The following is a 12556-nucleotide window of genomic DNA, read 5'->3' on the forward strand; positions in this document are numbered from 1 at the left end:
TTCTCAGGAAGGGCATCCCGTGAAGATCGCGTTCGTCGGCAAGGGCGGCAGCGGCAAGACCACGTTGTCGTCGCTGTTCGTCGCGTACCTCGCCGACGCCGGCCGGCCGGTGCTGGCCATCGACGCCGACATCAACCAGCACCTCGCGGTGGCGCTCGGCGCGACCGAGGAGGAGGCGCTCGCCTGGCCGACGCTCGGCGACAACATGGCGCTGATCAAGGACTACCTGCGCGGCGACAACCCGCGGATCCCGGACGCGGCGTCGATGATCAAGACGACCCCGCCCGGCCGCGGGTCCCGGCTGGTCCGGCCGTTCGAGGAAAACCCGGTGTTCTCGGCGTGTTTCCGGCAGCTGGGCGGCGTCCGGCTCGGCGTCACCGGTCAGTTCGACGAGGACGACCTGGGCGTCAAGTGCTACCACTCGAAGGTGGGGGCGGCCGAGCTGCTGCTCAACCACCTGGTCGACGTCGAGGGCGAGTACGTCGTGATGGACATGACCGCGGGGGCGGACGCGTTCGCGTCGGGGCTGTTCACGCGGTTCGACGTGACGTTCCTGGTGTGCGAGCCGACGGTCCGGAGCGTGGGCGTGTACCGCCAGTACGCGGACTACGCGCGCGACTTCGGCGTGCGGCTGGTGGTGGTCGGCAACAAGGTGACCGACGCCGACGACGTCGAGTTCCTGCAGGACCAGGTGGGTTCGGCGTTGCTGGGGTGGCTGTCGGCATCGGGGCACGTGCGCGCGGCGGAGCGCGGCACGGCCCGGCCGATCACCGAGCTCGAGCCGCGCAACCTCTCGACGCTGCGGTCGATGCACGCGACGGTCGACGCGGAGCAGCGCGACTGGGCGCGCTACCAGCGCCAGGCGGTGGAGTTCCACCTGCGCAACGCGCGCGCCTGGGCGGGCGCGGACTTGGCTGCGCAGGTGGACCCGGAGTTCGTGCTGGGGCCGCGGCTAGCGGTCTAGTCGTCGTTCCAGTTGGCGTCGGCGGCGTCGGCCTGCCGCGTCCGTTCCTTGGCGATGTCGAGCGCCCGCCGGGCGGTGGCTTCGTCGGGGTAGGGGCCGAGCAGGTCGACGCCGCGGCCGCGTTCGAGGTGCTCGACCTGGTGGGTGCGGGTGTTGTAGTACCACCCCGGGTCCGGGTTCGGGTCTTTGGACATGAACCCAGGTTCGCACTACCCGGCCGGATTTTCAGCGCTTGTACCGGTAGGGGATTTCGGTCGGCTGCCCGGTGGGGCCGAAGTCCTGCGGTTCTTCGGGGTCTTGGGGGTCCTGAGGCTGGTCGTTGAACTCGTCGAACCACCCGCGAGGAGTCCCCCGCGGCGGGGTGGCGGGCTCTTGCTGGTCTTTGGTGGGTTGCGGGAGGGGGGTGTCCGGCCCGGGGAAGACGGGACGCGCGGTGGGCGGGGTGGCGGGCATGGTGCCGGGACCGGGGAAGACGGGGCGCGCGGGGGCGGCGTGCCGGGTGGGGAAGGGCTGGGGGGTCGATTCCGGGCCCGGGAAGACGGGTTTGCCGGACCGCACAGGCGGAGGGGCGGGAGCGGTCGGACGCCAGGAAGGGGCGGCCGCAGCGGGCGGCTGAGCCGGGGGTTCGTGGGCCGGGGGCTGTTGGGCCGCGGGCTGCTGGGCGGGAGGCTGCTGCGGGGCAGGCGGCTCCTGAGCCGGGGGCTGCTGGGCAGGCGGTTGCTGCTGCGGGGCAGGCGGCTGCGGCCCGGGCTGCTGCGGTTGGGCAGGGGGCTGCGGCCCAGACTGCAGGGGCTGGGCAGGTCGCGGCGGGGTAGGCGGCTGATGCTGGGCCGAGGCAGACGGTTGCGGCCCCGGCTGCTGCGATTGGGCAGGCGGCTGCGACCCGGCCTGCTGCTGGTCAGGTCGCGGCGGAGTGGTCGGCTGATGCTGGGCCGCGGCAGGCGGCTGCGGCCCCGGCTGCTGCGATTGGGCCGGTTGCTGCGGTCCGCCGGGCGGCGGCTGCTGGGCCGCGGCAGCCGGTTGCGGCCCTGGCTGCTGCGGCTGGGCCGACTGCTGCGGTCCGCCGGGCAGCTGATGCTGGCCCACGGCAGGAGGTTGCGATCCCGGCTGCTGCGGCTGGGCCGACTGCCGCGGTTCGCCGGGCGGCTGATGCTGGCCCGCGGCAGGCAGTTGCGCCCCAGCGGGCGGCTCGAAGCTGGTGGGCAGCTGCTGCGGGGCAGCAGGCTGCGATCCGGCGGCCGCCTGAGGCGGGGCCACAGCGGGCGATCGCGATTCCGGCCCATCGGGCGCCTGCAACCGCACCTCCGACTCAGCAACGGGTTGCTGAGCTGACGGCTCACCGATCGGCGGCCGCGGGGAAGACTGCTGCTCGGCGGGCGCCTGATGGTGATCCGCGGCGGAGGGTTCCGCTTCCGACACAAGGGGCTCTGGCGAGCGCGACTCAGCGGAAGACTCCGACCGCACGACCGGCTCATCGCCCGACTGCAACCGCACCGCCGACTCACCAGACTCAGCCGACGAGCGCGACCGCGACCGCGACTCCAGCCGAACCACCGGCTCATCCCCCGGCTGCGCCCCCACCGCCGACTCGCCAGACGAGTGCGACTGCGACTCAGCCGCCGGCTGCGGCCGCACCGTCGACTCGGCAGGCGCTTGCGGCTGATCCGCAACTCCCGATTCCGGCTGCGCCTCGACCGGCGGCTGCGGCCGATCCATCGGCTCGGCAACCGGTTGCTGCTCAACGACGGCAGGCGGCGGCACCGCCGAATCGGCAGCCAGCTGATCCGCAGCCACCGATTGTGGCTGCGACTCGACTGGCGGCTGCGGCGGCACCGACGAATCGGCGATCGACTGCTGCTCAGCCGACGACTGCGGCTCCAGCTGTGCCGACGACTCGGTCGGCGATTGCGGCTGAGCACCGGCCGGCGACGAGGCCAGGGGCGGCTCCGGCTGTGCTGACGACTCAGCGGGCGATTCCTGCTGTTCCGCAGCGCCCGATTGTGACTCGGCAGGCGGCTGGACCTGCGACTCGACGACCGGCTGCGGCTGCGCTGCCGATTGCGACTCGGCAAGCGGCTGCACCTCGGACTCGGCAGGCGGCCGCGGTTGCACCTGCGATTCGTCTGGCGATTGCCGCTGGTCCACCTCCGCCGATTGCTGCTCCGAGTCGATGACCGGCTGAGCCGGTGACTGCGATTCAGCAGCCAGCTGCGCACCCACCGGTTCGACAGCCGATTCCGCCTGAACCACAGGTGGCGACTGCGACTCCCCCGCCGATTCGGCGGGCGACTGCGGCTGCGACTCAGCAGCCGGCTGCGCCGGCGACTCCGACTCGACAGCCGACTGCGGCAGCTCCGACTCAGCCGAGTGCGGCTGCGCCTCCGACTCGGCCAACGGCTGGACCAGCGACTCGGCGACCGGTTCCGGGAGCACCGAGAACTGCGGCTCGACAGCCGACTGCCGCCGCAGCTCCGACTCGGCCAACGAGTGCGGCTGCGCCTCCCGCTCAGTGGGCGGTTGCTGCCGGTCCGCGGTCACCGATTGCGGCTGGGACCCAGCTAGTGACTCCGAATCGGCCAACGAGTGCGGCTGTGCCTCCAACTCAGCGGGCGGTTGCTGCCGATCCGCGGTCACCGATTGTGGTTGGGGCTCAGCTGGCGACTCCGACTCGACAACCGATTGCGACTGTGACCCAACAGGCGGCTCCACCGCCGATGGCCGCTGGTTGGCCCCCGCCGACTCCGGTCGCGGCTGTAGCTGCGACTCCGTGGGCGATTGCCTCTGGTCTGCGGCAGGCGACTGCGCCTCTGGCTCGGTCGGCGCTTGCTGCTTGGCACCGGCGAACGTTTGCCCGCCATCGGAGGGTTGGTCCTCCGTCTCGGCAAATAACCGCTCCCGCGCCGCAACAGATGCCTGCCGCTCGGTCGGTGGCTGCTGATGAGCAGGATCCGGTGCAACGAAAGGCTGATCGTGCGCCCCTTCAGGCGGGTGCTCCTCCTCGGCCCCCTTCAGCGGCGAAGACGGCTCCGGCGCCGCATGGCGAGGCGCCTTCGCCGGCTCAACAGGGCGCCCAGACCACCCAGAAGCACCCTCCTCCGACGGACGCCCCCACCCCGACGGCTGCTGCGGAGTACCCGGCACCGGCGGCGGCTGCGGCACCGTCCGCCAAACCGGCGCCGGACCGATGTTCATCGGAGCCGGCGCCTGCCCAGGCGCCGGCGGAGCCCCAGGAGGAGGCGGCGCAGGACGCGCAGCCGGCCGGGGAATCGGGTCCAGGCACGACACCAGAACCGACGTGTTCTCCGGGTCGTCGACCTTCCGCCCACTCCGCTCGCGGTAGACCATCTCGCCGTCCGCGTCCATCTCGACCAGGTAGCCCGCCTCCGCGAGCTGCTCCTCGTCCAGGTCCGCCAACCGCTCGTACCGCGAGGGCACCACCCGGTAGATCGGCCATGCCAAAGACGCGTGCTCCGCGTGGAACTGGGCCAGCAACGCCGCCATCTGGTGCTGCCACGGCAGCGACATGCCCTCCGCCAACGACCGGGGCAACACCACGTACCCCGGGTCCACGCCCGGGTAGCCCTGGGCCAGCTGGTCGGCCAGGGGCGTGCTGGACGCGGGGCGCGCCGACTGCCTCGGCGGCTGGGGTGCGCCGAACAGCGCCGCCGGGTCCTGGGGCGAGCCCGTGCCGGGCTTGCCTCGTTTGCCGAATTTGCGTCCCACGTGCTCATCCTCTGCCAGTACGCGGCCACCTGCTCGTGGAAGCGCCGCGACGTCGGGTGAATCGGCCGGCCCCGTTCGGGTCAAGGGCTCTCGACCCATGCTAAACGCCGGGCCGGACCGCCTGCGGTACGACTTCCGCCTCGTCGAACGAGAACGCGCGCGTGTGCACCGGCACGCCCGTCTGCTGGGCCTCGACGACCTTGCCGTCGCCCAGGTACATCATCACGTGGTGGATCGTGTCCGGGTTCGACGGGTCGTTGGCCAGGAAGATGAGGTCACCGGGCTGCGCCTCGCGCACCGGCAGCAACGCGCCCGCGTGGTACTGGTCGCGCGAAACCCGGGGCAGGATGATCCCCGCCGACTCGTACGCGCGCAGCATGAGGCCCGAGCAGTCGTACGAGTTCGGGCCGGTGGCGCCCCACACGTACGGCTTGCCCTGTTCGCCCAGCGCGAAGCTGATCGCCTTCCCCGCGGCCTGGCTCGGCGGCAGCAGCTGACCGAGGCCGGTTCCGCACGCGACGACGTCGACGACCTGGCCGACGTTCTGCACCAGCGTCGCCGCCATCGGCTCCCACTTGTGGTACCGGTCCGGGAAACCCGAGCGCTCGACGGCCTGCGCCGCGTCGCCGGGACGCTTGTTCTCCCAGTCCGGCACCCCGAGCAGCACGTCGTAGAACTTGTTGACGGCGTACGTCGGGTCGGTGACCTGCGACACCGTCCCCCAGCCCATCGACGGGCGCATCTGGAAGATGCCCTGGGAGTCGCGGTCACCGTAGGTGAGGTTGTGCAGCCCGGACTCGGTCATCCCGGCCTGGATCGCGACCTGCCACGCGCGCGGCGCCAGGGACCGCTGCTTGCCGACCGAGATGATCAGCGCGACGGTCCCCTTCTGCTCGTCGTCCAGCTTCGACGCGTCGACCGTGCCGCGGTCGCCCTGGCCGGGCTGGGTCGGGCCGACCGAGGCGTCGCAGCTCATCAGCGACACACCCCGGGCCTGCGCCTGCTGGTTGTCGATGACGACCTTGGCGGCGACGGCGGTGACGACCAGGGCGCCGATCGCGACGAACACGACCAGCCCCAGCCACAGCCCCAGCCGCCGCACGGTCAGCTCGCCTGGTCGTAGTCGGCGACGCGCCAGCCGGCGTTGGTGTTCACGACCGTAATGGCGAGCTTCGGCCCGTCCGTCGGGATGGTCAGCTGCACCGAGCTGGTGTACGACGTCCCGACGACGGGCTCACCGGTGACCTTGGTCGCCGGGATGTTCGCCGGGTCGACCGACGCCATCACCGGCAGGTACTCCTCGGTCGTGAACGGCTTCAGCTGCGCGAGCCACTGCTCGGAGGTGATGCCGGCGGGGTGGTTGACCCACGCCGCGGCCCACTCCTTGGCGACGCGGACGGCGTCGCCGTTCGGCGCGGCCGTGGTCGGGGTGGCCAGCGGCGCGGACAGCCGCGTCGGCAGGTTCGACGTCGGCACCGGCGCCGCGACGCCCGGCGGGGTCGCGGTGACGGACGTCGTCGGCGTCCCGGTGGTGGGCGACGCCTTGGCCTGCGGCTTGCCGACCACCTTCGGCAGCACGATGCCGAGCGCGGTGACCAGGATCGCGAGGACGACCAGCGTCCCCATCAGGTGGCGGGGCGAGCGCAGCGGCCAGCCCCACAGGCGGCGGTAGACCGCGGCGCGGCCGCGGTTCGTGCGGATCGGCATCGGTCACCGCCCCATGACTTGGTCGGTGTCCCGCGGCTCTTCGCGGACCTCGATGCCGCGCGACGGCCGGTACAGCACGAAAACCGGCTTGCCCGCGACGACTTCGGGGTCGACGCGCCGGGGTTGCGCCCGCACGCCCGGCGTCCGCGGCACGTCCTGCGGTGCGTAGTCGCTGAAACCGGACTCCGGCGTGCGCAGATCGGACGGCACCACAACGGGTTCGGGCTCGTCGTTCCAGCGCCGGTCGGCGACCGGCGAGGTGTCGACGCGCCGGCTTTCCTCGCGAGCGGTGGTCGGCCGCCCGCCGGCGCCGACGACGACGTAGTCGCCGGGGTCGCCGTTGGCGGGGTTGTACTGGCCGAACACCGGCGCGCCTGGACGACCGCCGGCGGGCAGCGCGCCCGCGGAACCGCCGCCTCCGACGGCTCCCGGCCAGGCGCCGGACCAGGCGGCGGCCGGGCGGGCCGCACCGGAGGTGTGGTCGAGGCGCTGGGCGTTGGCGAAGATCGTGGCTTCGGGCCGGAACCGGCCACCGCCGGCGGTGGCGCCGAGCGGGCCGCGCTGTTCGCCGTCGACGACGTCGTCGGTGTCGCGCACGGTCTGCCAGAACTCGTCCTGCGGCGTCGGGCCGTTCTTGTTGCGCCGGAACCGCGAGAAGATCCCACCGCCCGGCGACGGCACGGCGGCGCCGACCATGCTGACCGACATCTCGACCATCTGCCACAGGCGGCGCACGGGCCGTCCGACCATGAACAGCAGCACGGTGATGAGCCCGGCGAGGACCATCTGCGTGAGCATGTTGAGCGAGTTCCCGGCGTCGAAGATGGCTTGCAGGAGCAGGGCGTGCACGCCGGCGAGCACGGAGAGCACGACGAGGTTGAAGGCGACCCCGCCGGCGACCTTGAGGACGCGGCGGAGGATTTCCGGGTGCAGCAGGGCGATGAGCCCGATCAGGGGGGCGGTGAGGGCGAAGAGGCGGATGAGGACTTGGGCCAGGAGGACGCTGGCCTTGGCCAGGAGCTGGAAGAGGGAGTAGACGAGGGCCTGGCCCAGGGAGAGGAAGCCCGCGCCGGTGCGGCCGCCCGCTTCGCCGGTGAAGTAGCCGGTGGCGGGGCCGAGCTTGGTGGAGATGTCCTTGTAGGCGTTCTTCTTGCCGTCGATGACCGCCTGGTTGGCGTCGTCGCCGTTCACCAGCTGGTTGCGGGTGAACGCCTGGGCGTCGAGCAACGGCTTGCCGTACTGCTCCGCCTGCGGCGCCGTCGGTGTGCCGAATTCCCCGCGCAGCCAGTTGTTGTAGACGATCTGCGTGTGGAGCTGGGTGGGCAGGATGTCCCGGATGATCCGGTCGCCGCTGTCGTCGACGAAGCCCGCCTGGATGTTCGTGGTGGTCTGGACGATCGCTTTGTCGATCGGGTCGAAGTAGCGCAGCATCGCCAGCGACGACGCCGCGAGCCACACCCCGGCCAGCGCGTAGAGCGCCCGTTTGCTGACCGCGGCGAGGTCACCGCGCCAGATGTTGCGGAACAGCATGATCGACAGGATCAGCGCGACCAGGCCGAACAACTGGGCGTAGATGTTGTTGTAGACCTTCTCGGCGCCCGACTTCACCGCGGCGTAGATCGGGTTCAGCAGGCCGCCCTCGAGCACCGTGTAGTGCAGCGAGTTGGTCGCGCCGACGATGTTCTTGCCCAGGTTGAACAGCTGGTTGCCACCCCAGGTGTCCAAAGTGGACCCTGCCGGGGTGAGGTTGAGGCCCGAGCAGTTGGTCTCGAAGGTGTTCCAGACCATGCCCGCGTAGCTGTAGTCGATGTAGGCGCTGTTCGGTTCGCCGTGGCCCTCCGGCGGGTCGATCGCGCCGACCATGCCCGCGCCCGGCCGCTCCGGGTTCGGCGCCTCGCCGCACGCGGCCGCGCTGGCCGCGGGCGCCGTGGCGATGGCTTGCAGGCCGAGCACCAGCATGACGGCGAACATCGTCGCCTTGCGGCTCGGGACGCGGCGCGCCTTCGGGCCTTCCTTGATCCGGCGCTTCAGCGCGTGCCAGGCGGCAGCCAGCGTCAGCAGCACCGCCAACGTCAGCAAGGTGTTCATGCGGCACCCTCCGCGGTCGCCCGCGCCGGTGCCGAGGAACGGCAGGTCCGCCTCGCGCTGCCGGAGGCGGTGCGGCTACTTCGGCTCCGGGCGGCGCTCATGCGGCGTCCCGGCCGGTGCCGCCCTTTCCGCCCGTGCGGGCGTGCTGCTGCCCGCCGTTGCCGTTTCCGTTGGAGGACACGCCGCCCTCCACCTCGCCCGTCTCGGACGCCAATGGGTCGGGCGCGCCCAGGAGGTTTTCGTCGGCGAGGCCGACCTCCAGTTCCGCCGCCAGCTCGAAGTCCTGCTCCAGCTCGATGTCGTCCTCCGGCGGGACCGCGACGTACGGCTTCTTCTCCTCCGCCGGCAGCGCCAGCTCGTTCCCCGGCCGGCGCGAGGGCGCCGCGTCCTTGGAACCCGGTGTCGTGTCCATGACCGCCCGCAGGTGGTCCAGGTGCGGGCCCGAGAAGTCGACGCGGATGCGCTCCACGCCGCCCGCGCCGTCGCCGAAGATGAACTGGCGCGGCTCGACGTCCCGCTCCAATCCACTTCGCTGCGCGCCAGGACGACGGCCCAGCGCCGCCACGACCTGCTCGTAGCCCACGCCCACCGGAACCTTCAGCAGCCGCAATGCGTCCGCCTGGGCGTCGTCGTCGTCGAGACGACCCACGAACACCGAGTCCAGCAGCGCCACGAAACCCTGGATCTTCAAGAAGTCCGCCGGGATCTGCGAAGACAGCAACACCCGGACGTTCCACTTCCGCGAGTCACGCGCGAAGCGGTTCATCAGCACGCGCCCGGTCGGGACCTCCGACAGGAAGAACGCCTCGTCGATCCAGACGCCCTTGCGCATCTCCTTGGGCTTCTCGTACACCGACCGCTGGGTCAGCCACGCCGCCAGGTTCAGCATCTCGACGCCGAGGGACTCCGCGTCCGTCCAGTACTCGCGGGGGACGCCGTCCTTCGGCAGCGTCAGCCCGGCCATCGTCAAGACCGTCAGGCGGTCGTCGCGCGTCTCGGCGTACGGGTCCGCGTCCGTCTCCGGGATCAGCAGCGCCATCCGCTCGCGCATCTCGTCGAGGAAGTCCGCGACGACGCCCGCGTGCTCGTGGTGTTCCGACGAATCCCGCCGGAGCGCATCGATTACCTGGCCGGGATCCGCGTCGAAACGGCCCCCGACGGCTCGCACCGCGCGCAGCAGCACGATCCGGGTCTGGGCCATCCGCGAGACCTCGTACGGCAAGACACCCGTCAGAACGTCCAGCACCAGACGACGTCGCGTCGCGCCCGCGAGGGCCTTCTCGCGGCGCCAGGAGCGCTCGGGGTCGTCCTCGTCCATGAAGTGCTCGATCAGCGGCTCGGCGACCACCCGGTACGGGTTCAAGATCCCCGGCTGGGCGTTGAGCAGGTTGATCGGCCGCGCGTACGGGCGCAGCTCCGGCAGGTCGCACAGCCGCGACAGCGGGCCGGACGGGTCGAGGATCGTCCAGTTCGCCCCGGCCCGCAGGGTCTTGTAGACGATGCCACCGCCGAGGAACGACTTACCACCACCCAGGCCCGCCACCATGGCCGTCAGGCCGGAGCCGTCGCGGATCTCCTGGGCCATCCACGGGTCCCAGGCCACCGGGCGCCGCGTGGCCGTGCACGTCTCGCCGAGCAGGATGCCGCGGCGGTCGCCCACCTCCGCGGTCGCCGTCGGGACCGCCGAGGACGCCCAGACCACCGAACCGCGGCGCATGTACGCCGCCGAGGCCAGCGGCTCGCCCGGGATGAACTCCCGCGCCAGCGCGTACTGGGCCTCGGGGTGCTCGATGGCGATCTTCGGCTTGTACAGGTCGAGCAGCTGCTGGGCCAGGCGCAGCGCGTCGCGCTCGGTCGGGCCGGACACCGCCAGCCGCCACCAGGACCGGACGCGGGTGGCCAGCGCGGTGAAGCCCGACGTCATCTCGTCGTCGATCTCCAGCACGCGCCCGGCCTGCCGGGACAACGACTGCGGCGGTTCCAGCTCGTGTTCGTCGGTGTAGTGCTTGACCTGCGAGCGCACCTTGTTCATCTGGCGCTGCAGCTCGCCGGCGACCTCTTCCGGACGCCGGACGTAGATGCGCGCGGACACCTCGACCGCGGCGGGCAGGCGGTCGGCGTGCTGGATCCACGGGTCGTCGACCTCGGGGATCTGCAGGCCGTGCATCTGCCCGACGGTCAGGATCGCCAGGTGCCGCGAGACGCCGGCGTTGGAGCCGGTGCGGCCGCGGACGGTCACCGTCGGCGCGTACGGGTCGGCGTAGTAGTCGGCGGCGTCGGTGAAGCTGGCCAGGTCCTCCGGCTCCCAGGCCGCGCCGGGCACCGCGGGCATGTTCCGCGGCGCGGGCAGGCCGAGCGAGCACGAGCGGTGCATCAGCCAGGACATCTCCTCGGCGTGCACCGGGCGGCCTTCCAGCCCCGCGCTGCCGATGACCTGGTCGAGGTGCTCGACCTCGGAGTCCAGCGCGGTCAGCTCCGCGTCGACGGCCTCGGGCAGGATCTTGCGCAGCACCGGCGCGGCCCGCTCGACCGCGCGGTCGACCATCCGCCGGGTCTGCACCTGGACGCCCAGGTAGACCTCTTTTTCGGCCATCGAGCGGCCCATCAGCTGCTGCTGCTCGCCGATCAGGTAGTCGTCGAACGACAGCGCGCCCGGGACGTCGCCGGGGCGGCCGTGGGCGTTGTAGACATGCGCCTCGGCCCACATCCGGATCGGGTACGGCCGGTTCGTCACGCGCAGGTGCAGCCAGCGGCCCTGCAGCTCGGCGTACTGGCCGGCGATGGCCGCGATCAGGTCGCGCCGCTGCGAGTCCGACCGGAACGACCAGCGCTGCGGCGCCAGCCGGTACCAGGCGTAGACCTCGTACCCGGTGCGGACGAGGTGCCCGTCGATGCTTCGCACCGCGATCGAGGGGGTATACGCGGGGATCGCCTGCTCGCCGGTCAGGCGACGGCCGTTGCCGCCCCCCGAGCCGTTCCGCGCCGCGCGGACCTGCTCGGGCGGTTGCCATGCGCCCGAGTGCGTCTCCCGACCCCGTTTTCCTCGGCTACCGCCGCGACCGAACAACGACTACCTCCCGGCCCGAGCCGCGTTGCCGCGGCTCCGGCGCGCTCGTGGTGTTCCCTGGGTGAAGGCAGCACCCGGCGGCGCGCCGTGGTGCTGGTACTGCCGCCTCCGGCGGTGCTTCGGCAGCGGGCGTTCGGCCCGTACCCGGACGCGGCTGGCGCTGACCGCGCCACCGGTGCCCGTGGTCACCTCTCTGGGGGTGTTGAGCTCGCGCCCGGCCATCGCGACCACGGTGCCCAGCGGGCGCTCGTGGCTGATCTTGGCGGTGAGCAGCCGCGTGATCGCGATGGTGGCGACGAACGCCCAAGCGGTCGAGAAGAACCCGAAGCTCCACCCCGCCCAGCGTTCGATGCCGAGGACGACGAAGAACGCCGGGATGCCGATGAGCCACGCCACATAGCGGGCTCTCCAGGGAAAAGTCGCTTTCGGCGGGCCGAGCCAGACGGCGTCGACCCGGTAGACCTCGTCATCAGTCCTGATCCGCACGCCGCCGCCTCAGCCGGTGAACAGGCCGGCGATCCACTGGCCCACGTTCACGCCCGCGCCGCTGACCGCGAGACCGATGATGGCGAGCGCGATGACCACGCCGGCGAGCCGGCGCATGACACCGGCGTTGTCGCCCTTTCCGCCGCCCAGCCAGAGAAGCAGGAGGGCAACGGCCAGCAGCACCAGGGGGATGACGTTGTCAAGCAGCCACTGGCGCACGTTGCTCGTGCCCAGTTGGCCGCCGGCAGCCAGCGTGTCGAGGGTGGTCAAGGTCATCATCGCGATACTCCCGGTGCGCGGTGGGGCCCGCGCGGCTCTGGCTCAGGCGGTGCTTCGAACATAATGGAGGCTACGAGGGGTAGTGGTCAAAGCGCGCTGCGTAGACGACGGCTGGGGTGTCAACCGGTGTGGCGCGCACGGCACACGAAAACTCCACGCCCACCATCATCGCGGCAAGGGCCCTCGGGTTAAAGCCCGGGCACCCATCATTCTCAGTGTGCTGACGAACTCACCCCATTGCT

Annotated in this window: 10 protein-coding genes; 3 read left to right on the forward strand and 7 right to left on the reverse strand. The window is 71.7% G+C overall.

Translation table 11 applies throughout. The features are described 5' to 3' along the window. Positions 1-19 precede the first annotated feature (19 nt). On the forward strand, positions 20-964 hold the full coding sequence (locus ACZ7OH_RS48855; RefSeq protein WP_470287200.1) for an ATP-binding protein: 945 nt from the start codon (positions 20-22) through the stop codon (positions 962-964). Here ACZ7OH_RS48855 and ACZ7OH_RS48860 read toward each other — a convergent pair. Beyond that, positions 961-1158: a hypothetical protein gene (locus ACZ7OH_RS48860; protein ID WP_400899856.1), complete on the reverse strand. Its 198-nt coding sequence runs from the start codon at positions 1156-1158 to the stop codon at positions 961-963. The two genes, ACZ7OH_RS48855 and ACZ7OH_RS48860, sit on opposite strands and share 4 nt — an antisense overlap. 730 nt (positions 1159-1888) lie before the next feature. On the opposite strand from ACZ7OH_RS48860, the gene ACZ7OH_RS48865 reads away from it, so the two are divergent. Further along, complete coding sequence (locus tag ACZ7OH_RS48865) at positions 1889-2296, forward strand: hypothetical protein (RefSeq protein WP_470287201.1); 408 nt, start codon at positions 1889-1891, stop codon at positions 2294-2296. A gap of 321 nt (positions 2297-2617) precedes the next feature. Then, a complete protein-coding gene (locus ACZ7OH_RS48870; protein WP_470287202.1) occupies positions 2618-2923 on the forward strand; it encodes a hypothetical protein in 306 nt (101 codons plus the stop codon). Positions 2924-4787: 1864 nt separating this feature from the next. Here ACZ7OH_RS48870 and ACZ7OH_RS48875 read toward each other — a convergent pair. From ACZ7OH_RS48875 to ACZ7OH_RS48900, 6 genes are all read right to left on the reverse strand, one after another. Continuing rightward, entirely contained in the window at positions 4788-5774 is a 987-nt protein-coding gene (locus ACZ7OH_RS48875) for a C40 family peptidase (RefSeq protein ID WP_470287230.1), read from the reverse strand. 17 nt (positions 5775-5791) lie between these two features. After that, the gene (locus ACZ7OH_RS48880; protein WP_400899862.1) at positions 5792-6394 is read right to left on the reverse strand and encodes a hypothetical protein; all 603 of its coding nucleotides are present in this window, start codon (positions 6392-6394) and stop codon (positions 5792-5794) included. Between the two features lie 3 nt (positions 6395-6397). Next, positions 6398-8482 (reverse strand): magnesium transporter, encoded by a 2085-nt coding sequence (locus tag ACZ7OH_RS48885; protein ID WP_470287203.1) that lies wholly within the window; start codon positions 8480-8482, stop codon positions 6398-6400. 97 nt (positions 8483-8579) lie between these two features. Then, positions 8580-11549: an ATP-binding protein gene (locus tag ACZ7OH_RS48890; RefSeq protein ID WP_470287204.1), complete on the reverse strand. Its 2970-nt coding sequence runs from the start codon at positions 11547-11549 to the stop codon at positions 8580-8582. Between the two features lie 3 nt (positions 11550-11552). Beyond that, positions 11553-12035: a hypothetical protein gene (locus ACZ7OH_RS48895; RefSeq protein WP_470287205.1), complete on the reverse strand. Its 483-nt coding sequence runs from the start codon at positions 12033-12035 to the stop codon at positions 11553-11555. Positions 12036-12044: 9 nt separating this feature from the next. Further along, on the reverse strand, positions 12045-12314 hold the full coding sequence (locus ACZ7OH_RS48900; RefSeq protein ID WP_470287206.1) for a hypothetical protein: 270 nt from the start codon (positions 12312-12314) through the stop codon (positions 12045-12047). Positions 12315-12556: the final 242 nt, after the last annotated feature.

It is taken from the genome of Amycolatopsis sp. NPDC114478, assembly GCF_055633805.1.

Bases quoted from the DNA above. Each gene is read 5' to 3' on its own strand.
- ACZ7OH_RS48860 (WP_400899856.1), bottom strand. From the start codon at position 1,158: ATGTCCAAAGACCCGAACCCGGACCCGGGGTGGTACTACAACACCCGC.
- ACZ7OH_RS48865 (WP_470287201.1), top strand. From the start codon at position 1,889: ATGCTGGGCCGCGGCAGGCGGCTGCGGCCCCGGCTGCTGCGATTGGGC.
- ACZ7OH_RS48880 (WP_400899862.1), bottom strand. From the start codon at position 6,394: ATGCCGATCCGCACGAACCGCGGCCGCGCCGCGGTCTACCGCCGCCTG.
- ACZ7OH_RS48885 (WP_470287203.1), bottom strand. From the start codon at position 8,482: ATGAACACCTTGCTGACGTTGGCGGTGCTGCTGACGCTGGCTGCCGCC.
- ACZ7OH_RS48900 (WP_470287206.1), bottom strand. From the start codon at position 12,314: ATGATGACCTTGACCACCCTCGACACGCTGGCTGCCGGCGGCCAACTG.